A 21925-nucleotide genomic window follows, 5' to 3' on the forward strand; every position below is an offset into this window, starting at 1 on the left:
CGCGCGAGCATGACAACAACGGTGCCGGACGAGCGGACCGGAGAGCTGGAGCCGATTCCGGAGCGGCCGTACCCGAAGCGTCGTGATCCCAAGGGGTCGTGGATGTTCGACATGATCAAGACCACCGATCACAAGAAGATCGGGATCATGTACATGATCACGGCTTTCGTGTTCTTCTTGATCGGCGGCCTGATGGCCCTGTTCATGCGTGCGGAACTGGCTGTCCCCGGGATGCAGTTCCTCTCGAACGAGCAGTTCAACCAGTTGTTCACCATGCACGGCACGATCATGTTGTTGCTGTACGCGACGCCCGTCGTTTTCGGCTTCGCGAACTACATACTTCCGCTGCAAATCGGTGCCCCGGACGTGGCCTTCCCGCGCTTGAACGCATTCGGCTTCTGGCTCTTCACTTTTGGTGGTTTGATCGTACTCGGCGGATTCCTCACGCCGGGCGGCGCTGCCGACTTCGGTTGGACTGCGTACACCCCGCTGTCGGGTGCGGTGCACAGCCCCGGCGTCGGAGCCGACCTTTGGGTCTTCGGACTGACAGTAGGCGGTCTCGGCACTATTCTCGGTGCGGTCAACATGATCACCACGGTGATCTGTTTGCGCGCACCAGGCATGACGATGTTCCGGATGTCGATCTTCACCTGGAATATCTTCATCACCAGCATCCTGATCTTGATGGCGTTCCCGCTACTGACCGCCGCATTCATGGGACTGTTCGTCGACCGCCATCTCGGTGGACACATCTTCGACCCAGCGTCAGGTGGAGTTCTGTTGTGGCAGCACCTGTTCTGGTTCTTCGGGCACCCCGAGGTGTATATCATCGCGCTGCCGTTCTTCGGCATCGTCTCGGAGATCTTCCCGGTCTTCAGCCGTAAGCCGATCTTCGGATACACCGGTTTGGTTTACGCGACACTGGCGATCTCAGCTCTGTCCATCGCGGTGTGGGCTCACCACATGTATGCGACGGGTGCTGTTCTCCTGCCCTACTTCTCGTTCATGACGTTCCTGATCGCCGTGCCGACAGGTGTGAAGATCTTCAACTGGATCGGCACGATGTGGAAGGGGCAGTTGACCTTCGAATCGCCGATGCTGTTCTCGGTCGGCTTCCTGATCACCTTCCTCTTCGGTGGTCTGTCGGGCGTTATTCTCGCGAGTCCGCCGATCGACTTCCACGTCACCGACACGTATTTTGTTGTCGCCCACTTCCACTACGTGGTCTTCGGTACGGTCGTGTTCGCCACGTACGCCGGTATCTACTTCTGGTTCCCGAAGATGACCGGTCGCATGATGGACGAGCGCCTCGGCAAGTGGCACTTCTGGACCACGTTCGTCGGCTTCCACGGCACTTTCCTCGTCCAGCACTGGCTCGGTGGCGAAGGTATGCCCCGTCGTTACGCCGACTACCTGCCCTCGGACGGATTCACGGTGCTGAACTCGGTGTCCACGATCTTCGCCTTCGTGCTCGGCGCGTCGACACTGCCGTTCATCTGGAACGTTTTCAAGAGTTACCGCTACGGCGAGGTGGTCACCGTCGACGATCCGTGGGGTTACGGAAACTCGCTGGAGTGGGCGACCACCTGCCCACCGCCGCGTCACAACTTCACCGAGTTGCCGCGCATCCGTAGCGAGCGTCCGGCGTTCGAGCTGCACTACCCGCACATGGTGGAGCGAATGAGGGCGGAAGCGCACGTGGGCCTCACCGGGCAACCCACGTCGACGTTGGAGAAGAGTGACGATCATCGCCAGATTGATTAGTGCGATAATAGTTACTGCACTAATCAATCTGGTAACATCGGAGTCATGACGACGAAGGCTCCGCAGACGCAGATGGACGATCCGCTGGCTCTCGACCGGCAGGTGTGTTTTGCACTTGCGGTCGCGAACCGGGCAGTCCTGTCCGTCTACCGGCCACTGCTCGAGCCGATGGGCCTCACACATCCCCAGTATCTGGTGATGCTTGCCCTGTGGGGGAAGTCGCCGATGGCGGTCAAGGAAATCGGGCAGGCATTGCAGCTCGATTCGCCGACACTCTCGCCGCTCCTCAAGCGACTCGAGGCGTCCGGGTTGATCACGCGAACCCGTAGCCGCGCCGACGAACGTCAACTCGACGTCGACCTCACCGAAGCCGGTGTGGCACTGCGTGACGAGGCGGAGAAGATCCCGCCGGCGGTTGTCGCGAAGCTCGGCGTCAGCCTCGCCGAACTCGAAGAACTCCACAACGTTCTGACGCGGGTCAACGAGGCCGCGCTCCGCGCCGGCGCTTTGGACCAATGAGAGAAATGTGATGACCACATCTGAAAGAAACGTGACGACTGCGTCAAGACCGATGCGTACCGAACAGGTGACTTCCGTGACTTCCAAAAAGCAACGCACGAGCCCGAATCCCCTTCAGTGGTTGGGTTATTCAGTGGGGCGCAAGTTACCCGATTCGATGCAGGACTGGGTGCGAAACGACCTGATCGGTGACTGGGCTGTGCCACGTCACCTGATCCGCAGCATGGTGCCGTTCATTCCCGTCTTCGCGGCCTTCATGCTCTTCCCCGGGCCGTGGGCCCTGCGGGCGTCGATGGTGCTGCTCGGAGTGCTTCTGGCGCTGTTCTATTCGGTCTCCTACATGGCTCAGAACAGGTCGCGTCGCCTCGAGCGTCACGGTTTGCCTTCCGACCTCGAGAACCCGAAGAAGGTCTCGCGCCACGACGCCGAGAAGGCCGCCTACGAGAAGTTGCACGGCGGCCCCGCGACCTAGACGCTTCGGTCAGATGCCGTGAAGGGCGCTGCCGCCGTTCATCTCGCAGACGCCCTGCTCCATGGCCGCCGAGAAACCACCTTCAGGGTCGGTCGAGCGAAGAGCCGATTCGACGTCCTGCTCTACCAGGTATCCGTTGATTGCGATCGCCGCGGTTGAACCTGCAGCCGCAGCATTGATTACCTGTGCGCGAGGGTCGACGGCGTTGCCGGCGCCCCAGATACCGGGAACACTGGTGGCGCCGGAATGATCGACAGCCACGAATCCCGTGGGGCTGGCTTTGCAGCCGAGTCGCGTCAGATGTGCGTCGTTCGGAACGAAACGCGGCGCAACGAACAGTGCTGAGCGCGCAACCAGTTGGCCGTTGTCGAGTTCGACGGCTTTCAGTTTGCTTTTCTCGCAGACCAATCCAGATACCGATCCGTCGGCAACCGTCACTCCTCGGGCAGCCAGTCGCGCGCGTTCGTCGGGGGTGAGCGAGATATTGTCGGGGAAGAACGTCACATCCGACGACCACTGTCGGAGTAGAAACGCCTGGTGAAGTGACATCTCGCGAGCGTCGCCGCCGAGAACGCCGATCGGTTGGTCGCTGATCTCGTACGCATGGCAGTACGGGCAATGGAGCACGCTTTGCCCCCAAAGCTCCTCGATTCCTGGTATTTCCGGGAGTGAATCCCGTAGGCCGGTGGCAACCAGCACAGTGCGAGTTTCGAGCGTCGTGCCTCCCGACAGTTCGACGACAAAGCCGGGTTCGATACCGCGCCACGAGATGTTGACTACGTCGTCGCGTTTGAATTCGACTCCGTACGTCTGTAATTCGCTGCGTCCGACGGCGAGCAACTCACCTGGCGCCATGCCGTCTCGTGAGAGGAAGCCGTGCATGTGTGCTGCCGGTGTGTTGCGCGGTTTGCCGGAATCGATGACGGCGACCGAGCGCCGAGCACGACCCAACACCAGGGCTGCACTGAGTCCGGCGGCGCCACCGCCGACGATCACGGCGTCGAGGATCTCTGTTTCAGTGTGTGTTCGCATGAGCACAGATTGCTCGCGGAGGAGGTTCGTCAGCAACTAATGTTGCCATTTCTGGGAATCGTCGTCAGACTCGGCACCATGAATGTCAACGGTCCGCACATCGATGCCGCCATCTCGCAGATCGGCGCGCGCCTCAAACGCATTCGTACACAGAGGAACGTCACGCTCACAGCGCTGTCCGAGTCCACCGGTATTTCGAAGAGCACCCTGTCGAGGCTCGAAGCGGGGGAGCGTCGACCCAGTCTGGAGTTGCTGCTTCCGATCGCGCTTGCCCACCAAGTGCCGTTGGACCAACTGGTGGCGGCACCACAGGTCGCCGATCCACGTATCCAGAGTGCGCCTCGAAGCGTCAGTGGGCGAACGGTATTGCCGCTGACTCGGCAACCCGGTGGGCTGCAGGCATTCAAGATGACCATCCCGGCAAGCCAGACGGACCCCGACCCGCAAGTGCACGACGGCTACGAATGGCTGTACGTCTTGTCGGGGAGGTTGCGGTTGGTGTTGGCCGATCACGACATCGTGATGGGTACGGGTGAAGCTGCTGAATTCGACACCCGAAACCCGCATTGGTTCGGTAGTGACGGCGGCGGCCCGGTCGAGGTACTGAGTCTGTTCGGCCCCCAAGGAGAACGCATCCACGTACGGGCCAAGCCTTCGCCGAAGTGATGGCCAGTCATACTTTCATTCGATGCTGCCGGAAGCGAAGAGGACAGTGAGGATCCGTGCGAATCGAAATTGACGACCTGAGTCGGGATGTGGTCCGTGCTCTACTGACCGAACATCTCGCCGACATGCATGCGACCTCGCCCGCGGACAGCGTTCACGCGCTGGACATCACCGGGCTGACGGATAGCTCCGTGACCATGTGGACGCTGTGGAGCGAAGGTGACGATCTACTCGGTTGTGTTGCACTCAAGGAACGGTCGTCGACCGGTGGCGAGATCAAGTCGATGCGAACCTCATCGGTAGCTCGAGGGCGTGGCGTGGGTACGCGACTTCTTCAACACGTCGTGGACGAGTCGAGACAACGAGGTTACCGGCAACTCGAATTGGAGACCGGCACACAGGACTTCTTCGATCCGGCACGCCGACTGTATGCGAGATTCGGGTTCGTCCCGTGTCCACCGTTCGGAAACTACCGCGAAGATCCGAACAGTGCATTCTTCGTTCTCACCCTGTGAGCAGCTCTCATTCGGTGAATATTCTGGCAGTTATTCGTCGTACTGCGCTCTCGGAGTTCATGATTGCGGTGTCGAGCACGAGCCGTTCCGTGGTCCACGGCTCGTAGTCTCGATCCAGGATTTCCTGCCACGTAGGTAGTACAAGATCCGGGATGTCGACGACTCGCCGTTCTGCGCGTCGGCGATGCTCGTCGGGATCCGAACAGATGACTTCGACACTGAGCAAGCGCGCCGAATTATGTAGTGCGGTAGCGGACCAGGCGTTTCGTGTCGCCTCGACTGGGTTGACGCATTCGACCACTACCGAGAGTCCCAGTCGCAATTGTTCGGCGGCGAGCGCGTACCCGGTGATGTATCCGGCGGTCCCGGATACATCAGCGATACCGCTGCGGATCAGCGACTGTTCGATGGTATCGATCCGCACGTAGGGGATCTTGTGATGCTGAGCAAGCGCCCGCGCGATCGTCGATTTGCCGGTGGCCGGCAAACCACTGATCACGACCAGTGCCGCGTCGGCCGACGACGGGGGGTTGTGTCCGGCATCCACCATCCCCGCAATGTACGGGGCGTCGTCGATTCACATCGACTCGCCCCGTACTCCTCTCAGTTCGAGGTCGCGAACTCTCGTGCTTCGAACGCCAGGTCGTCGGCGGCGGATTCCATCCGTGCCGTCGCACGGTTGGGTGCTGTCAGCACGGCGACAATCGGAACTGCCAACGCCAGCAGGCCGAGAACGAAGACAGGGAAGAGGAATGAGAACACTTCGAGTCCCTGCGGCGCCGGGGCTGCCGCGTCGTGAACAACCTCGACTGCGGCCATTCCGGTGTAGTGCATACCGACGACGGCGATGCCCATGATGATTCCGGCGACAAAACGCAGAATCGTGGACTCGAGCACCATGGTGAACCACAGTGCAGCGGTTCCGGCGACGACTGCGATGAGAACCGACAATGCAACGAAGAGCAGGTCGTAGTGGATCTCACCCTGAAAGCGCAAGGCGCGCATGCCGGTGTAATGCATGATGTTCACGGCGAGACCGGTCACCACGCCGCCGATCAGAAGCCGCGTCCAGCGGAATTCGGTCCCGATGATCAGCAGACCGACAAAAACAGCACCTACTGAGATGATCGCGGAGATCACGGTCCATCCGAGGTTGTATCGAATGGGACTGCCGGGGACTGCGAAGCCGAGCATGGCGATGAAGTGCATCAGCCAGATGGCGACACCACCGATCGACAGGGCAGCCATGGCTAGCCATCGCATGCGTGTGGCGGTTGTCGTCGCCGACGCTGAATGCCTGGTGCACGCCAGGCCGACTACCGACCCGACCACGGACACGACGTAGGCGAGCCCGAGCAGCCAGATTCCCATCGAGAAATGGTGCATTTCATCCGACATGCCAGTTCCTTTCGGCGACGATTCGCATCTGGTGATTCATCTAGACGACTGCTTCAGCTGCAAGTCGTTCGAGGGAGTACTCGGTGACGGCGATCAGCGCGCGTTTGGCCGATTCGCGGTTTCGGGCGTCGATCTCGATCATGGGAACGCGGTTGGGTAGCGCCAATGCCTGCCGGAGATCGCTCGCCGAATGGATTGGTGCGCCGTCGAAACGGTTGACCGCCACAATGAACGGGAGCCCTCGCGCCTCGAAGAAGTCGACTGCAGCGAAGCTGTCTTCCAGGCGGCGCGTGTCGACCAGAATGACCGCACCGATCGCACCGGTGATCAAGTCGTCCCACATGAACCAGAAGCGGCGCTGTCCCGGGGTTCCGAACAGATAGAGGACCAGGTCGTCGGCGAGAGTGATGCGCCCGAAGTCCATCGCGACCGTCGTGGTGCTCTTGTCGGGAGTGGAACCGAGATTGTCGATACCGTCGCTGGCGTCGGTGACCATTGCCTCCGTGCGAAGGGGGACGATTTCGGAGACGGTCCCCACAAGCGTTGTCTTGCCAACACCGAAACCCCCGGCGATCACGATTTTTGTCGATTTCACGCGAGACGATGAGTCAGAGTGCCCGAAGTCCACTGAGGGTCCTTTCGATCAGTTCGCGTCGCTCGACTCGAGATGCGTCGCTTCGCAGAGTGGCATGTATTTCCAGTGATCCGGCTACTACGAGGTCGGCAACCAGTACCCGCACGACTCCGATCGGAACACCGAGGTGGGCAGCGATCTCGGCAATCGAGATCCGCTGCTCGCAGAGTGCGACGATCGATGCACGAATATCCTGCGGTGCAAGATTGTTCGAGACCACGTCCTCGATCGTCGCGATGATCGCTTCGAGCGGGAGGTCGATGGACGGCAGGGTCCGACCTTCGGTGAGCGCGTACGGCCGGACCAAGCTGGGTTCGGCGTCGTCGTACTCGGATTGATGGTGAGGCATCGAACTCAAATACCCTGCGACGTTCGCGGGGCAATGTCCATCGTGGTCCCGACGCGATCGACGAGAGTCGCCATTTCGTAACCGATCTGGCCGATGTCGCATCCGGCGACAGCGAGGGCGGCAAGGTAAGCGCCGCTACCGACGCCCATGAGAAGCAGGTAGCCGTTCTCCATCTCGACGACGGACTGCATGACGGCCCCACCGTCGAAGAGGCGTGACGCCCCCGCGGACAGGCTGGCGAGTCCGGAAGTGACAGCGGCCAATTGATCCGCCCGATCGAGCGGAAGGTGTGTGCTCGAGGCGGTCAACAACCCGTCGGCTGAGACGATGATCGCGTGACTCACACCCGGCACGTCTCGGGCAAAAGCCGAAACCAGCCAGTCGAGTGCGCGGGGAGTCTCTTGGGCTCCGACAGTGTTCACTGTTCTCCTTCATCGTTGTGCAACATCGTGGACGATTCGAAAGACTGTCCGCCATCGGGCTGATGGTCGGCGGCGCGCCGACGCCCTCGTTGTACTCCGGATTGGTAACTGCTCCAACCACGTTGGACGTCCGCCGGATTGGATGCATGGCGCTGTGTCGTACCGCCTCCGCCGACGGCACCAGGAACCAGGCGGGCTCCGCGATCTCGAATGGGCAGACCGGAATCGGCGATCTTGGTGACCGGCATCTCGAACGAGGTCCGAGCGGCCAGCCAGCCTTGATCCGCGTCGGTGGTCCACGAACTGCCGGTGGAAGCCGCTGAAGTCTCCGCCGTCGGATCCACGAGCCACTCCGACACCATCCGGGCGAAAATCGGCATCGTGGTCGGAGCAGAGGGTACGTCGTTCGAGTTGCCGTCGCCCGCGCCGTCAGCCCTCACCGATGCGCGAGCAGAGAGCCCGTCACGGGTGCGTGAGGAGAAGAATGCCGCAGTATTTGTCGGCGTCGGGGCTGAGAGCCGGTGCCGCGGCGGCGGGGTTGTCGACGGTTGTGGACCCACCGGGATCTCGGGACCCTGTGCCGGCGAGGCGAATTCCGGCGACGGAGTACGAACGGGAAGGGACGTCGATGTGCTTGTGCCCTCGGGATCGGGCAGAGGAGCGAAGGACGACACCGAGGTGGCGGGTGCAGCAGTGGTCGGAGTCGAGGTGCTGACTGCCGGTACTCCACTTGTGCCCGGAGTGCGACGTGGCAATCCCGAAGGCGCTGTTGCCGTAGGAGTGGATTGCGGTGTGATCGGGGCGAACGTCTCGGTCCGATCGGTACTGTTACCGGGCGTTCGACGCGGGAGATCAGCGAAACTTCTGGTCGCAGGCCGCGGGGGTGCGGATTCGGTCGGGACGGGCTGTGACCATGACGGTGCAGGCGGTGTGGGAGGGGGAGTCCGATCGAGCGTGGGAACGGGTCCGGTTCGCGGCGTGCGGATCTCGGGTCCCCGAGACGAATCGAGTATCGACGTCGGTAGGAGCACCGTTGCGGTGATGCCGCTGTGCGTCGATGACGTTGCCGTCGGGCGCAGGCGCACAGAGATGTTGTAGCGACGGCTGATTCGGCTCACGACGAACAAACCCATGCGACGCGCTGTATCCGCGCTCATCTCGCCGCCGGCGGCGAGGCGCTCGTTGGCATCGAGGATATCGGCAGGCGACATGCCGATACCGAGATCTGCGATCTCGACGATCATGGAGCCGTCGATCGTGCGGGCAGCGTTGATGGAGACGGTGGTCTCCGGTGGGGAGTACCGCAGAGAATTGTCGAGCAGCTCAGCGATGAGGTGAACGACGTCCGGGGCAGCATGACCGGTGACGACTCCGGGCGGGATCTGCCCGAGTTCGACGCGTCGATACTCCTCGACTCCTGATACCGCGGCGCGAAGGGTATCGCCGAGAGCGACGGGGGCGGTCCTGGCGCGGCGTACATCGGTTCCGGCGAGAACCAGCAAGTTGTCGCCGTTTCGACGCATTCTCGCGGCGATGTGGTCGAGCCGGAACAGATTCTCGAGGCGACGCGGGTCGTCTTCGTCCTGCTCCAACTGTTCGATCAAACCGAGTTGCTGGTCGACGAGGGACTTGTTACGCCGCGACAGCGTTTCGAACATGTCGTTGACCTGGCGCCGCAGGGTGGCCTGCTCGCCGGCAAGCGTGATGGCCTGACCGTGCATGTCGTCCACCGCGCGCGCAAGCTCGCCGATTTCCTCGTGGGTGCGGATCGGGACACGGGCGAAGTCGAGTTCGTCGGTACTGGCACCTGCGCGAATTCGTTCGATCGCGTCGGGGAGTCCGCGTCGTGCGGCCTGCAATGCGGCAAATCGCAACCGGCGGATCGGATCGATGAGCGATCGGCTGATGACGAGGGCGATGGCCAGTGCCAGCAGGACCGCGCCGAGCACGATTGCAGTGTCACGGAGTGCTGCGGTTCGTGCTGCATTGGATTCGGCGGTGACGGTGTCGCCGAACTCGGTGACGGTGGTGTCGGTCAGGCTGTTGTACTGGTCGTTGCCGGATTTCAGATCGGCGCCGACGCGGCTCCCCAGAGGAGAGGTCGACGGAGTTGATCCGAGGGCGTTGATCCGGTTCTGAGCAGAGTTGCTGAGGGTCTGGACGGTGTCGTTACTCCCGTCGATGGCCAGAATGTTGTTCAGAGCGACCAGTTCGGCACCGGCAGCACTGACCATCGACGTACGAGCTTGCTGGTCCGGATCACCGGAGCCGAAGAGGATTCGTTGTTCGGCCAGCGCTCGTCGCGCTTCCCAGAGTGCGGAGAGTCGACCACCTTGTTCGCGCAGGACAGGGCGTTGAGAATGCTCGACGACGCTGGTGAAGGTGCTCGAGAGTGCGCGCGAGACTTCGCCGACCCGCGAAACCAAGCGTGCGGGAGCCACCGCGCCGGCGGCGATCTCCTCGGTGATGGAACGGCTCTCGGCGAGCGCCGAAGTCACTTGGTCGTTGAGGTCGCCGTCGGACTGGAACGCGCGCGCGGCGTCTACCAGTTGGTCCATTGCGTCCGAAACTGCTTGTGTTGCCGGGCCGGTGTCAGTGCGTGCCGATGCGGCTTCGGCGAGTTCGTACAGTGCGGATTCGAGGTTGATCGCCGCGGGCACTGCGAGGGCACGCTCGGACGAGGAACTCAGCTGTGCGGCTTCTTCGAGTTCTGTCTGAACTCGAAGTGCGCCGAGGACGACGGCGACGATCATCGGCAATGCGAGAACGGCGATGACCTTCCATCCCAGGCGCCATTCGCCGATCGACCACCAAGAGGTTGTCGTGTGTGAATCGTGTTTCATGCGGAACATGGCCCCTTCACGTCAACCCCCCGTGGGTCATTGCCCGAACCCCTTCAATCCGGTTTGACCAGAAGGGGTAGTTAGCTGAACGGTAACAGACTGTTCGCTGGCTCGCTACATCCCAGTTGGCTTCATGGATCGCCGATGACTATATCCGGATTGTAAGGCCAGGTGAAAGGGTAAACGGACAAGTGCGGCGAATGGGATAGCCGGGTTGTTCGATTCGGTAACTCGTCGACTCGTTGATATGCGGCGCGCGGGAATCTCCGGAGGATCTGCCTCAGGACCTGACATAGAGGACACGTCCGAACGAGGCGCACTCGCATGTCAGACTGTGGAAACCGCACCGATGACCGAATCGAACCTTGGAGACATAGTGGGTGGACCTGCTCGCGACGCGTTGCGCGCGATCGCCGAACTGCTCGCCCCTGACAGCGCTGTCGTCATCGACCGGGTGACGCTCGCGATCGAGTATCCGGAACGGTATGTCGAAGTACAGAACGAGCTGTACTCACAGACGCTCGAGAAGCCGCACCCGGAATTGGCGTGGTTTGCTCTCGTCGACGCGTTACACGACCGAAAACTCCTGGTCTGGGTGGACTGGAACGAGGACGCTGCCGAGGTTCTCGGTCAGCTACGAGCGCTCGAGTCGGCGCCGGCAGGATCGTGGGAGTGGGCGCAGAGTCTTGCCATGAACTTCGATCGAGCTGCCGGACTCGAATCGCTTCTCGCTCGAGTCGGCGACAACATCACCGAGACGGGCGTTTCACTTGCCTGGCTCGACAGCGACAGCGATACGTTTCTCATCGCGCTCGTCCCGAGTGTTCACGGTGCAACACTCGTAGAACTCGCGCTGGCAGCCGGGCACTGCGTGCGCGTGTTCTAGAGTCTCAGCGTTTGCCGAGCAGGCGGCGCAATCCTTCGATTCGATCGCTCAGTCTGGGCGGCGTGCGCTCGGGATCCATCAGTGCATTTTCAGCGAGCACGTGGTCTTCGCCGTCGACTGTATTCCGGTCGAATTCGCGCAGACTGCGAGCGTCGGAGGTCGAGAGAGCGCGAACCGTCGACAACAGTGACTGCTCACTCAACGCGTCGTCGACTTCTTCCTCGGTGACGTCGAGGTGCTCGCTGAGTAGCCGGCGCCTCAATCCGATGATCGAGGCGCGCAACTCGACATCGGCGTCGTCGTCGGATTCGACGGCGATGTCGCACTCGGTGTCGAAGCCCATCGAACGGTTGTTGAGGTTCGACGACCCGATTCGCAGGAGGCGATCGTCCATCACGAGGACCTTGGCATGCACGTAAATTGGTGCGCCGGAAGAGGTCACGGGATAGAACGCACCGAACCGGTCGTGGATATCGGCCGACCACAGCAAATGCAGCAGGTCGTGGCGTGCCCCGTCCATCGCCTTTTGTTCGAGCCATCCATCGGCATTGCGCGGAATGACCAGAACGATCTCCGGCCCGTCGGCCTCACGTAGACGCGCGGCAATCGCCTCGGCCAGCGTGCGTGAGGCGAGGTACTGGCTTTCGATGTACAGCGTGTGTTCTGCCCCGGCGATGGCCGCGAGATAGAGCGCCTCGATCTCGCGTACCTCTGTGCGTTCGCCGAGTTCCGGCAGCGTTCTGGCGATGGCCACGTCGACGACGCGCAAGGTAGGAGCCAAATTGACCGGCCACGGCGTCGCAGTGCTCTGGACCGGTGGGAGGTCCTCTCCGGTTGCGGATTTCCAGCGTGCCCGCGCTAATTCGCCGATGGCCGCGGCAGCATTGCCGTCGACCGCCGTGGTTGCGTCATGCCAAGGGCCGTAACGTCTTCCGCTCGGTGTGATCCGGTAGTCGTTGCGGTCGACGTGATCCGAGGTGTCCCAGCGGTCCACCGTCATGTCGATGCCGCCGCAGAATGCCAGAGCGTCGTCGATGACGATGATTTTCTGATGGTGCGCCGCACCAACCGGGTGGGCACCGTCGATCTCGAACCGAAGGCGCTCGTCGGTCAGCCAGTTGGACACGAAGACGGGAGTCATGCCGCGCCCAATTGCGGTGAACGCGCCGATGTTCCATTTGAGTACGAGGATTTCGAGGTCGGGTTTCTCGCGGACCAGCCAGCGGAGGAACATTCCCAATCGGTTGGGGCCGTCGAGCGTCTGCTTGCCTGGTTCGAGTTTGATGCGCGTGTCGAAGTCCCAGCCGATCAACATGATTCGCTTCTCGGCTTGCAGCATTGCGGACTTCGCATGATGAAAGTAGTCAGCGGCGTCGACGATGCAGGCAAGATTGTCGGCCGGTTCGATGCGCCAGCAGGTTTCGCCCGGAATCAGTATTCTGTTCATTCGCCGATTCCCAGGTACGCGGTCAGTTCGCGCGCCGCCGCTTGGCCGGCGCGGTTGGCTCCGATCGTCGACGACGACGGTCCGTATCCCACCAGGTGTACGCGAGGGTCGGCTTCGACCTGCGTGGCGAGGCGCCCGGTCATCGGGATTCCGCCACCCGGTCCGCGCAGGTGCAACGGCGCCAGGTGATCGAGTGAGCTACGAAAACCGGTGCACCACAAGATGACATCGGCGTCGACGACGGTACCGTCGGCCCACTTCACGCCGTTCGGAAGAATTTCGGAGAACATCGGCAGTCGATTCATCACACCACGCTCTCGCGCTGCCCGGATGGCAGGCGTCACGGGGAGGCCGGTCACCGAGACAACGGATCCCGGTGGCAGGCCGCGTCGTACACGATCTTCGACCATGGCAACCGCATCGCGGCCGATGTCCGGCGTGAACGGCTCGTCGCGGAACTCGGGTTCGCGCCGCGTCACCCAGGTAGTGGTCGTGACGCGTGAGATCTCGTCGAGCAGTTGGACGGCCGAGATACCGCCGCCGACCACCACAACATGTTTGCCTTCGAACTCCGCAGCGGTTCGATAGTCCTTCGTATGGAGCTGTCGGCCACGGAAGGACTCGGCCCCGCGATAGTGGGGGATGAAGGGGCGCTCCCAGGTTCCCGTCGCGTTGATCAAGCCTCGCGCCGCGAACACCCCCTGGTCGGTTTCGATTCGCAGTCGCTCTTCCCTCGGACACACCACCCGTGTGTGTACCGGGCGGTGGACGGGAAGTTCGAATTGCTTTTCGTACAGTTCGAAGTAATGGGGGACCGCCACCGATGCAGGCACTTGTTCGGCGTCTGTACCGGTGGTTTCCGCAAAGGACATCCCCGGGAGGTCGTGCACACCGTTGACGGTGCTCAGTGTCAGGCTCGGCCAGCGGAACTGCCACGCTCCACCCGGACCGGACGCATGATCGAGCACCACGAACCCCGATTCGGGTTCGATTCCGAACTTGCGCAGGTAGTACGCGGCGGAGAGTCCGGCCTGTCCCGCGCCGATCACCACCACGTCAACCGGGTGTGGTTGCTGTGCGGCAAGGTCGTCTGTACTCATCGGTAATCTAACCTCCTGATGTACAGAACTTAGCTGCAGAGAAGTATGCGGACGGTAGCGGCGCCTCGGAACTCCCGTGTGTCGAGCCTTCCAGAAACGAAAGTGAGCGGACATGATCGGGTTCTCCCGTGACGGCAACGTCGTGACCATCGAGTTGCAGCGTCACGAGCGTCGTAATGCGCTCAGCGCCGAACTCTGCATCGCAATACGGGACGCGATGAACGCGGCAGTCGCCGAGCATGCGCACGTTGTCGTCATCACCGGTGAGGGATCGGCGTTCTGTGCAGGCGCGGACCTGTCCGGCGACGTCTACATGGAGGGCTTCACCGACCGCTTGTTCGAAATGCTCCGGTCGATCGACACGGCGCCCATCCCCGTCATTGCCGCTGTCAACGGTCCGGCCATCGGCGCCGGTACCCAGTTGGCCATCGCGTCGGATCTGCGCGTCGTGGCACCGACCGCTCGCTTCGGAATCCCCGCGGCCACTCTCGGAGTCTCGGTGGACAAGTGGACCATGCGTCGGCTCGCGTCGCTGGTCGGCGGCGGTCCGGCGCGTACCATTCTGCTCGGCATCGAACAGATCGGCGCCGAGGAAGCCTTCACTCGCGGTCTCGCCAACAAGCTCGGAACCCTCGACGACGCTCAGGAATGGGCGCACCGCATCGCCAATCTCGCACCGCTGTCGTTGCGGCACATGAAGATGGTTCTCAACGACGACGGCACCATGGAGGAACAGTCTCCCGAGCAACTCGACGCCCTCCACGCCGCCTGGCTCAGCGAGGACGTCCAGGAAGCCCGCGCCGCCCGCATCGAGAACCGCCCTCCCGTATTCAAGGGAAAGTAAAGCTCGTTGCAGGGAAAACAGGCACCAGGCACGCGGGACAGATAGTGGCTACGCTCGTCTGAATGAAGAAGACGACGGTTCTCGGAGTTGCGGCTGTTGCCGCGGCGACAGGGTGGGTGGCGCGAGCCGCATGGGGAATCCCGACGCAGATCGGGGCGTCGCGAAACACAGTGCAACCGTACGCGGCGATGTCCCCGCGATACCGGGACCGCCAGTTCCACAACTCGGAGCCCAGCAGCACTCTGGTTCCGGGCACCGATGCCGGGATGTTCAAGTCGATGGCTACACGGGGGTCGACGGGTCGGCCGCGTCAGCCGATTCCGTTGGCCACTCCGCTGGCGCCGTCGGTAGCGGGTGACGCGGCCGTGACGTGGTACGGCCATTCGAGTGTTCTCGTCGAGGTCGACGGTTACCGCGTTCTCGCCGATCCGGTGTGGAGCGAACGCGTATCACCCTCGGCCACAGTAGGTCCCGCACGTATGCATCCCACTCCCGTGGCCTTGGCTGATCTACCGACGGTAGATGCGATAGTCATCTCGCATGATCATTACGACCACCTCGACATGGCGACGGTCAAGATTCTGACTCGCACCCAGACCGCTCCGTTTGTCGTTCCGATCGGTATCGGGGCTCACCTGCGGCACTGGAAGGTGCCCGAGAACCGGATCGTGGAATTGGACTGGGACGAGTCGACAAAAATCGACGACCTGGTCCTCACGTGCACCGAGGCTCGTCACTTCTCCGGTCGTGGCCTCGTCCGGAACACGACGCAGTGGGCGTCGTGGGTATTCGCCGGTCCGAAACACCGGGTGTTCTTCGGCGGAGACAGCGGATACACATCACGTTTCGAACAGTTGGGTGAAACCTATGGGCCTTTCGATCTGACGCTTCTCCCCGTGGGCGCGTACGACGTGCGCTGGCCGGACATTCACATGAATCCGGAAGAGGCAGTGCAGACACACATCGACCTCAACAAGGGCGACGGATCGCGCGGTGTCTTCGTACCGATCCACTGGGCGACCTTCAACCTCGCGTTTCACTCGTGGTCGGAGCCGATCATTCGCCTCAACGAGTCGGCCGCAGAGGCGGGCACAACAGTGTCGGTCCCGATGCCTGGCGGCAGGATCGACGCGTTGTCACCGACACCGCCGTCGAAGTGGTGGATACCACTGGGCTGAGCGGAGAAGTGCCGCGGACGTGGTTGCCGGTCGAGTCGAACCCTGATTAGTTGCTCCGGGTGCGTAATCTTTGACCATGGCTCACGAGCACACCAGTTCAGAAGAGACAGCAGTGGCGGTAGCGCCTGAGCGATTGCCGGACGACGTCGACGTCGCCCGCGGTCTGACCGCCGATCAGGTTGCAGCAAGGATCGCGTCGGGACAAACCAACGATGTACCGGACCGGGCGTCCCGCTCGGTCAAGGACATCATTCGCGGCAACGTCTTCACTCGCATCAACGCGATCCTGACCGTGTTGTTGGTGATCGTGCTCGCGACGGGTTCGATCATTGACGGCATGTTCGGGTTGTTGATCATCGCGAACAGCGGTATCGGCATCATCCAGGAGATCCGCGCCAAGCGCACGCTCGACGCTCTGGCCATCGTGAGTCAGGCCAAGCCCATGGTCAGGCGTGACGGCGTCGCCGTGGCAATGGCGCCCAAAGATGTTGTGCTCGATGACATTATCGAACTCGGATCCGGTGACCAGATAGTCGTCGACGGTGAGGTGGTCAGTTCTGCCGCACTCGAGGTCGACGAATCGCTGCTCACCGGTGAGGCTGATCCGGTTCACAAGGCGAGCGGCCAGCAAGTGCTGTCGGGCAGTTTCGTTGCCGCAGGTAGCGGCGCGTACCGCGCCACCAAGGTCGGTGGAGATGCATACGCGGCCAAGCTGGCCGAAGAGGCGAGCAAGTTCACCCTCGTGCATTCGGAACTGCGCAGCGGTATCGACAAGATCCTGAAATTCATCACCTATCTGATGATTCCGGCGGGAGCGCTGATCATCTTCAATCAGCTCTTCACGATCGGCTTGCCGATCCGACCCGCGCTCAACGGCATGGTGGCAGCGCTGGTTCCGATGGTTCCCGAAGGCCTTGTGCTCATGACGTCCATTGCTTTTGCGGTCGGTGTCATCCGATTGGGCAAGCGCCAGTGCCTCGTTCAGGAGTTGCCGGCGATCGAAGGCTTGGCCCGTGTCGACGTGGTGTGCGCGGACAAGACCGGAACGCTGACCGAGAACGGCATGCGCCTGTCCGAGGTCGACGTGGCGCCGGGTGGATCAGGGGAGTCTGCAGTCAAGTCAGCGTTGAGCGCGATGGCTGCGTCCGACCCTCGCCCCAACGCGAGCGTTCTGGCGATTCGCGAGTCTCTCTCCGACGATTCCGGTTGGGGCGAAGCCACCGCGCTCGCGCCGTTCTCCTCGGCGAAGAAGTGGAGTGGCCAGTCGTACGGCAGTCACGGCAACTGGGTGCTCGGTGCCCCGGACGTGCTGCTCGATCCCGACTCGGAGATGGCCCGCAAGGCAGAAGAAGTGGGTTCGAGCGGACTTCGTGTGCTCATGCTCGGCAGCAGCAACCTTCCCGTCGACGACGCCGACGCGCCGGGCACCGTCACCCCTGAGGCTCTGGTCGTACTCGAGCAGAAGGTGCGTCCGGACGCGCAGGAGACGTTGGAGTACTTCGCGAGCCAGAAGGTCGCGGTCAAGGTCATTTCCGGCGACAACGCGGTTTCCGTCGGCGCCGTTGCCGGTTCCCTCGGGCTCGAGGGTGGTGACCGTCCCATCGACGCGCGGGATCTTCCCAGCGATCAGGAAAAGCTGGCGGACACTCTCGACGGAGCAACGACGTTCGGTCGAGTACGACCGGATCAGAAGCGGGAAATGGTCGCTGCCTTGCAGTCTCGCGGACATACCGTCGCGATGACCGGTGACGGCGTCAACGACGTGCTCGCCCTCAAGGACGCCGACATCGGAGTCTCGATGGGTTCGGGCAGTCCGGCGACCCGAGCCGTGGCCCAGATCGTGCTGCTGGACAACAAGTTCGCGACGCTCCCGTACGTCGTCGCGGAAGGCCGCCGAGTGATCGGCAACATCGAGCGTGTGTCGAATCTGTTCCTGACCAAGACCGTCTACTCGGTGGTGCTTGCGTTCCTGATCGGCATCACCGGCGTCCTGTCCCAGGTCTTCGACTTCGAACCGCTGCCGTACCCGTTCCTGCCCCGCCACGTCACGATCGCGGCGTGGTTCACGATCGGTATCCCGGCCTTCATCTTGTCTCTCGCCCCCAACAACGAGCGCGCCCGAACCGGTTTCGTCTCCCGCGTGATGCGTCTGGCGTTGCCGTCGGGCCTGATCATCGGCATCACCACGTTCATCTCCTACGTGTTGGCTTACCAAGGCCCCGACCAGACGGAGACCCAGAAGATCCAGGCCGGAACCAGTGCACTCATCACGTTGATCATGATCGCCGTGTGGGTCCTGGCCGTCGTTGCTCGGCCGTACGTGTGGTGGAAGCTCGTTCTGATCGGCGGTTCGGTTGCCGGGTACCTCATCCTGTTCGCGCTGCCGTTCACTCGTGAGTTCTTCAAGCTTGATCCGAGCAACGTCGCTGCGACGACGCTCGCGATCACCCTCGGCGCTATCGGCGTTGTGCTCGTGGAACTCTCGTGGTGGATCAGCGCACGCCTGCACGGGGAGAAGCGGAAGATTTTCGCGACGCCCGACGACCTGCCCGGCGAGCATCACCACGCACACAGTGAGTAAGTAGTTTCAGCGCCTGAACATCTGCACCCAGGCAATGCGATCGCCGCCGCGCTTCTTGGCCCGGTACATCGCATTGTCTGCGTGCTCGATCAGTTCGTTGACAGCCCGATCCGGTAAGTCCGTCTCGGGACAGAGGTAGACGCTGACGCCGGTACTGGCGGATACGGGATAGGGATCGGAGTCGGACGAGACCGCCGAATGTATCTCGGTGGCGACCTGTTCGATATCTCCTCGATCGACTCCGCGCAGGACGACGAACTCGTCGCCGCCGATTCGCGCCACCACTGCCTCGGGCCCGGCGGCAGCGATGAGGCGGTCAGCGACAGCGGTCAACGCGTCGTCACCTGCTACGTGACCGTGCGTGTCGTTGAGGATTTTGAACGAGTCGACGTCGATGAGCAGTGCGATCAGAGCCTGCGTTCGATCACTGCGCAGCAGATGCTGTGCCTCGTCCTGGAGTCCGCGGCGATTGAGTGTCGCGGTGAGGTAGTCCCGGTGAGCGTTTCGTGCGTCGTCGGTCAGGCGCAGCCAGACGATCTGCAGAATCCACGCGGTGGAGAAAACCACACCGGCAACCATCAGATAGAGATTCACGACCACCCAGTCGTCGTTGACCGGCTCGGACATCGCCATGGCAGCGAGCGTCGTGCAGACAGCAAGAGCCCAGCCGATGTGGGTCACGGCAACACGCGGACTGTGAACTATCGCCGCGTAGAAGCCGATCATGATGAACAGGACGCAACCCAGCGTTCCGACGAACGCTGTGCGAACCGCGAAGAAGAGCGTGACGGCGAGCCAGAGGTCGGCCCAGACGACAAAGGCCACGGATTGGCGCCAGGTGGGCCACGATTCGTTTCGCACCCAACGGCAACCGGCATAGACCCCGCTGATGGTCCCGACTGCGAGGATGGACCGTGCGAGGGCGGAATCGGAACCGAAGCGGCTCAACTGCATGGTCGCCGCGATCAGCGCGAAGAGAAAACACCACACCGCGACTAATTTGCGTCCGGGAACGGTCAGCCCGCGAGTGTCGAGGAATCGGGGGAGCCAGGTGTAATCGGTGCGATCCGACCACCACCGGGACAGCAGTTCACGCGTGGGGTGGGGGTCGCTCCCCGTCCCGCGCAGTCCTGCATTCAATCCGGGCACCTGTCGATGTCGATGGGTGATCAATCAGCTATTGGCGGGTTAACGCTACCTCGAGTTGCGCGCGGCTCGAACGCACGGACCTGCTTTCTGGCGTAGAGGCCGTCGACCTGTGAGAATCGAAGGGCGCGGAGGAACGATTCCGCCGAAGGATGTGCGTCAGCACCGGGAGAGGACACGGACATGGGTTTCTTGGACAACGTCAAGGGATTGGTCGAAAAGGGCCAGGAGCTCGCAGCGGAGAACTCCGACAAGGTTCACGACGCGATCGACAAGGTGGCCGACATCGCCGACGACAAGACCGGAAACAAGTACGGCGATCAGATCGACAAGGCAGCCGAGGCCGCCAAGAAGGCTGTTCCCGAAAAGCAGTAAAACCGGATTCGGCCATACCGTTGCTCAGGGGCCCGTAACCGAAAAGGTTGCGGGCTTCTGTGCGTCCGCTGGGTGAACTCCCAGGGTCGGCGGGCAGAATGAACGCGTGAACTTCACCTGGATTCTGCTGGTTGTCATTGCCGCCATCGCAGTCACCGGGCTGTCCAATCGACGAAACCTGCAGGCCCCGCTGGTCCTGGTGACCGTGGGCTCGGTCGCCTCCTTCATCCCCGGTATGCCGCGGCCCGAACTGGACCCCCACGTCATTCTCGGTGTGGTCCTGCCGCCGCTTCTCTACTCGGCCGCTCTCAAGTTCTCGGTCGCGACCTTCAAACGCAACCTTGCGCCCATTCTGCGTCTCGGCGTCGGAATGGTGCTGGTGACGGCGTTCGTGGTTGCCTTCTTCGCCGAATGGATGGTTCCCGAGTTCACTATCGGCGCCGCCCTCGTGCTCGGAGCTGTGATCGCGCCGACCGATGCCGTCAGCGCGGTGGCGGTCGGTCAGAAACTCGGGCTCCCGAAGCGAGTCATCGCCATCCTCACGGGCGAAGGGCTCGTCAACGACGCGACCGCGCTGACCCTCTTCACCGTCGCGGTCGCTGCCGTGACCGGAACGCGAATTGCGACGGATTCGCCCCTGTTGTTCTTCGCGTACGAAGTAATCGGCGGCGTTGTCGTCGGCTTGGTGCTCGCGTTTGTCGTCAAGTTCGTTCGCGCCCGCATGTACGACTCTCCACTCGAAACCGGCTTGGGGCTGGTCCTTCCGTTCGCTGCCTACCTGGCCGCTGAAGAACTACACGCGTCCGGTGTTCTGGCCGTCGTGGTTGCTGGTCTGGTGATCGGACACTATTCGACGGACGCGTCGATCATGACCAGGCTGCAGGAGCGCTCGGTGTGGTCGAGCCTGGACACGCTCCTCGAGATGTTCGTCTTCGCGTACATGGGGCTGCAACTGAGCTTCGTGATCGACGATGTTGTCGCCGACGGGCTTCCGGTGCTTCACGTGTTCGCGTACGGTCTGGCAGTCCTGGCCGTGGTCATCGTGATTCGGCCGGTGTGGCTGTTCCTGAGCTACTCCCGTGTGCGATTCGGTGTAACCCTGCGCCGTGATCGCGAGAATCAACTGACGTGGAAACAGAATCTGGTGGTCTCGTGGGCGGGAATGCGTGGTGTCGTCACTCTTGCTGCGGCCGGCGGTATCCCGTTCGCGCTCTCGTCCGGCGAGCCGTTCCCCGGACGCGGCGTCATTCAGGCGATCGCGTTCATCGTCGCGGTCGGGACACTGCTCATCCAGGGATCGACCTTGCCGTTCCTGATTCGTCGTCTCGACGTCGCGGATCCCTATGAACAATTGCGTACTCAGGAACAGATGGAGTTGGCACGCAACATTTCTCGCAAAGCCGGTGAGAAGGCGTTGGCAGACGCGGCTGCGCACCCTCCGTCGGGGATCGACGGAAAGGAATTGCAGGCAATTGTCGAGCGCGTACGCCGCTCGATGCAGGCGAGGCTTCAACTCCAGGAGGTCGACGAGGACGCCGATCGCGAGGCCGCCTTGTGGAATGCGGGAGCGCTCTTCGACAAATTCCGGCATCAATCCCTTCGCTCGCAGCGAGTCGCACTGATCGCCGCGCGCGACGACGGAGATCTCGACGACGAGGTATTGCGTACCGTATTGGAAGGACTCGACATCGAAGAGGCCGCAGCCGAGGAACGTGTCAGGCGTCGCCGAGCAGGCAGCGCGGGCAAATAGAGGG

Annotated in this window: 21 protein-coding genes; 11 read left to right on the top strand and 10 right to left on the bottom strand. The window is 62.3% G+C overall.

All coding sequences use genetic code 11. The features are described from left to right. The first annotated feature begins 9 nt into the window (after positions 1-9). Genes ctaD through B0E55_RS03875 form a run of 3 tightly spaced genes read left to right on the top strand, consistent with a single transcriptional unit; the run spans position 10 to position 2755 of the window. Complete coding sequence (gene ctaD, locus B0E55_RS03865; RefSeq protein WP_020970441.1) at positions 10-1764, top strand: aa3-type cytochrome oxidase subunit I; 1755 nt, start codon at positions 10-12, stop codon at positions 1762-1764. 45 nt (positions 1765-1809) lie between these two features. Then, positions 1810-2283 (top strand): MarR family winged helix-turn-helix transcriptional regulator, encoded by a 474-nt coding sequence (locus B0E55_RS03870; RefSeq protein ID WP_019744857.1) that lies wholly within the window; start codon positions 1810-1812, stop codon positions 2281-2283. Positions 2284-2335: 52 nt separating this feature from the next. Further along, on the top strand, positions 2336-2755 hold the full coding sequence (locus B0E55_RS03875) for a DUF5313 family protein (RefSeq protein WP_044479364.1): 420 nt from the start codon (positions 2336-2338) through the stop codon (positions 2753-2755). A 9-nt stretch (positions 2756-2764) separates the two neighbouring features. On the opposite strand, the gene B0E55_RS03880 is transcribed toward B0E55_RS03875, so the two are convergent. Continuing rightward, a complete protein-coding gene (locus B0E55_RS03880; protein ID WP_080909257.1) occupies positions 2765-3793 on the bottom strand; it encodes an NAD(P)/FAD-dependent oxidoreductase in 1029 nt (342 codons plus the stop codon). A 33-nt stretch (positions 3794-3826) separates the two neighbouring features. Between B0E55_RS03880 and B0E55_RS03885 the strand changes: the two genes are divergently transcribed. Continuing rightward, the gene (locus tag B0E55_RS03885; RefSeq protein WP_019744854.1) at positions 3827-4453 is read left to right on the top strand and encodes a helix-turn-helix domain-containing protein; all 627 of its coding nucleotides are present in this window, start codon (positions 3827-3829) and stop codon (positions 4451-4453) included. Positions 4454-4509: 56 nt separating this feature from the next. Continuing rightward, on the top strand, positions 4510-4968 hold the full coding sequence (locus B0E55_RS03890) for a GNAT family N-acetyltransferase (RefSeq protein WP_080909131.1): 459 nt from the start codon (positions 4510-4512) through the stop codon (positions 4966-4968). Between the two features lie 7 nt (positions 4969-4975). Here the strand turns inward: B0E55_RS03890 and B0E55_RS03895 are convergent, their stop codons facing one another. Genes B0E55_RS03895 through B0E55_RS03920 form a run of 6 tightly spaced genes read right to left on the bottom strand, consistent with a single transcriptional unit; the run spans position 4976 to position 10614 of the window. After that, complete coding sequence (locus B0E55_RS03895) at positions 4976-5518, bottom strand: AAA family ATPase (RefSeq protein WP_020970437.1); 543 nt, start codon at positions 5516-5518, stop codon at positions 4976-4978. A 53-nt stretch (positions 5519-5571) separates the two neighbouring features. Beyond that, positions 5572-6366 (bottom strand): MHYT domain-containing protein, encoded by a 795-nt coding sequence (locus B0E55_RS03900; RefSeq protein WP_019744851.1) that lies wholly within the window; start codon positions 6364-6366, stop codon positions 5572-5574. Positions 6367-6406: 40 nt separating this feature from the next. After that, the gene (locus B0E55_RS03905; RefSeq protein WP_003940118.1) at positions 6407-6994 is read right to left on the bottom strand and encodes a GTP-binding protein; all 588 of its coding nucleotides are present in this window, start codon (positions 6992-6994) and stop codon (positions 6407-6409) included. Continuing rightward, the gene (locus tag B0E55_RS03910) at positions 6975-7349 is read right to left on the bottom strand and encodes a DUF742 domain-containing protein (protein ID WP_019744850.1); all 375 of its coding nucleotides are present in this window, start codon (positions 7347-7349) and stop codon (positions 6975-6977) included. Before B0E55_RS03910 ends, B0E55_RS03905 begins: the two co-directional genes overlap by 20 nt. A gap of 5 nt (positions 7350-7354) precedes the next feature. Beyond that, on the bottom strand, positions 7355-7771 hold the full coding sequence (locus B0E55_RS03915) for a roadblock/LC7 domain-containing protein (RefSeq protein WP_003940329.1): 417 nt from the start codon (positions 7769-7771) through the stop codon (positions 7355-7357). Beyond that, the gene (locus B0E55_RS03920; RefSeq protein ID WP_241895999.1) at positions 7768-10614 is read right to left on the bottom strand and encodes a HAMP domain-containing sensor histidine kinase; all 2847 of its coding nucleotides are present in this window, start codon (positions 10612-10614) and stop codon (positions 7768-7770) included. Before B0E55_RS03920 ends, B0E55_RS03915 begins: the two co-directional genes overlap by 4 nt. Before the next feature lie 349 nt (positions 10615-10963). Here B0E55_RS03920 and B0E55_RS03925 point away from each other — a divergent pair, with 349 nt between their 5' ends. Continuing rightward, positions 10964-11500: a DUF6630 family protein gene (locus B0E55_RS03925; protein WP_020970435.1), complete on the top strand. Its 537-nt coding sequence runs from the start codon at positions 10964-10966 to the stop codon at positions 11498-11500. Positions 11501-11504: 4 nt separating this feature from the next. Here B0E55_RS03925 and B0E55_RS03930 read toward each other — a convergent pair whose 3' ends face one another. Both B0E55_RS03930 and B0E55_RS03935 read right to left on the bottom strand, forming a co-directional pair. Then, positions 11505-12947 (bottom strand): phospholipase D-like domain-containing protein, encoded by a 1443-nt coding sequence (locus tag B0E55_RS03930; protein ID WP_020970434.1) that lies wholly within the window; start codon positions 12945-12947, stop codon positions 11505-11507. Further along, positions 12944-14047 carry an NAD(P)-binding domain-containing protein gene (locus B0E55_RS03935; RefSeq protein ID WP_029255983.1) on the bottom strand — a complete coding sequence of 368 codons (1104 nt, stop codon included), beginning with the start codon at positions 14045-14047 and terminating at the stop codon, positions 12944-12946. Before B0E55_RS03935 ends, B0E55_RS03930 begins: the two co-directional genes overlap by 4 nt. 112 nt (positions 14048-14159) lie before the next feature. Between B0E55_RS03935 and B0E55_RS03940 the strand changes: the two genes are divergently transcribed. From B0E55_RS03940 to B0E55_RS03950, 3 genes are all read left to right on the top strand, one after another. Continuing rightward, positions 14160-14891: an enoyl-CoA hydratase gene (locus B0E55_RS03940; protein WP_019744845.1), complete on the top strand. Its 732-nt coding sequence runs from the start codon at positions 14160-14162 to the stop codon at positions 14889-14891. 62 nt (positions 14892-14953) lie between these two features. Beyond that, positions 14954-16069: an MBL fold metallo-hydrolase gene (locus tag B0E55_RS03945; protein ID WP_019744844.1), complete on the top strand. Its 1116-nt coding sequence runs from the start codon at positions 14954-14956 to the stop codon at positions 16067-16069. A 76-nt stretch (positions 16070-16145) separates the two neighbouring features. Further along, positions 16146-18650, top strand: coding sequence for an HAD-IC family P-type ATPase (locus B0E55_RS03950; protein WP_019744843.1), 2505 nt, complete (start codon positions 16146-16148; stop codon positions 18648-18650). A 6-nt stretch (positions 18651-18656) separates the two neighbouring features. Here the strand turns inward: B0E55_RS03950 and B0E55_RS03955 are convergent, their stop codons facing one another. After that, positions 18657-19799 (bottom strand): GGDEF domain-containing protein, encoded by a 1143-nt coding sequence (locus B0E55_RS03955; protein WP_020908721.1) that lies wholly within the window; start codon positions 19797-19799, stop codon positions 18657-18659. 180 nt (positions 19800-19979) lie between these two features. On the opposite strand from B0E55_RS03955, the gene B0E55_RS03960 reads away from it, so the two are divergent. Both B0E55_RS03960 and B0E55_RS03965 read left to right on the top strand, forming a co-directional pair. Continuing rightward, positions 19980-20171 (top strand): antitoxin, encoded by a 192-nt coding sequence (locus tag B0E55_RS03960; RefSeq protein WP_003940164.1) that lies wholly within the window; start codon positions 19980-19982, stop codon positions 20169-20171. 106 nt (positions 20172-20277) lie between these two features. Continuing rightward, positions 20278-21921, top strand: a complete 1644-nt coding sequence (locus tag B0E55_RS03965) for a Na+/H+ antiporter (protein ID WP_019744841.1) — start codon at positions 20278-20280, stop codon at positions 21919-21921. Positions 21922-21925 lie beyond the last annotated feature (4 nt).

This window comes from Rhodococcus sp. 66b (assembly GCF_002076325.1).
In the GTDB taxonomy this organism is placed as follows: Bacteria; Actinomycetota; Actinomycetes; order Mycobacteriales; family Mycobacteriaceae; genus Rhodococcus_F; species Rhodococcus_F erythropolis.

What these genes read in the sequence shown, in the direction of transcription:
- ctaD (WP_020970441.1), top strand. Translation starts at nt 10, where the DNA reads ATGACAACAACGGTGCCGGACGAGCGGACCGGAGAGCTGGAGCCGATT.
- B0E55_RS03870 (WP_019744857.1), top strand. Translation starts at nt 1,810, where the DNA reads ATGACGACGAAGGCTCCGCAGACGCAGATGGACGATCCGCTGGCTCTC.
- B0E55_RS03875 (WP_044479364.1), top strand. Translation starts at nt 2,336, where the DNA reads ATGCGTACCGAACAGGTGACTTCCGTGACTTCCAAAAAGCAACGCACG.
- B0E55_RS03885 (WP_019744854.1), top strand. Translation starts at nt 3,827, where the DNA reads ATGTTGCCATTTCTGGGAATCGTCGTCAGACTCGGCACCATGAATGTC.
- B0E55_RS03895 (WP_020970437.1), bottom strand. Translation starts at nt 5,518, where the DNA reads ATGGTGGATGCCGGACACAACCCCCCGTCGTCGGCCGACGCGGCACTG.
- B0E55_RS03900 (WP_019744851.1), bottom strand. Translation starts at nt 6,366, where the DNA reads ATGTCGGATGAAATGCACCATTTCTCGATGGGAATCTGGCTGCTCGGG.
- B0E55_RS03910 (WP_019744850.1), bottom strand. Translation starts at nt 7,349, where the DNA reads ATGCCTCACCATCAATCCGAGTACGACGACGCCGAACCCAGCTTGGTC.
- B0E55_RS03920 (WP_241895999.1), bottom strand. Translation starts at nt 10,614, where the DNA reads ATGAAACACGATTCACACACGACAACCTCTTGGTGGTCGATCGGCGAA.
- B0E55_RS03925 (WP_020970435.1), top strand. Translation starts at nt 10,964, where the DNA reads ATGACCGAATCGAACCTTGGAGACATAGTGGGTGGACCTGCTCGCGAC.
- B0E55_RS03930 (WP_020970434.1), bottom strand. Translation starts at nt 12,947, where the DNA reads ATGAACAGAATACTGATTCCGGGCGAAACCTGCTGGCGCATCGAACCG.
- B0E55_RS03935 (WP_029255983.1), bottom strand. Translation starts at nt 14,047, where the DNA reads ATGAGTACAGACGACCTTGCCGCACAGCAACCACACCCGGTTGACGTG.
- B0E55_RS03940 (WP_019744845.1), top strand. Translation starts at nt 14,160, where the DNA reads ATGATCGGGTTCTCCCGTGACGGCAACGTCGTGACCATCGAGTTGCAG.
- B0E55_RS03945 (WP_019744844.1), top strand. Translation starts at nt 14,954, where the DNA reads ATGAAGAAGACGACGGTTCTCGGAGTTGCGGCTGTTGCCGCGGCGACA.
- B0E55_RS03950 (WP_019744843.1), top strand. Translation starts at nt 16,146, where the DNA reads ATGGCTCACGAGCACACCAGTTCAGAAGAGACAGCAGTGGCGGTAGCG.
- B0E55_RS03960 (WP_003940164.1), top strand. Translation starts at nt 19,980, where the DNA reads ATGGGTTTCTTGGACAACGTCAAGGGATTGGTCGAAAAGGGCCAGGAG.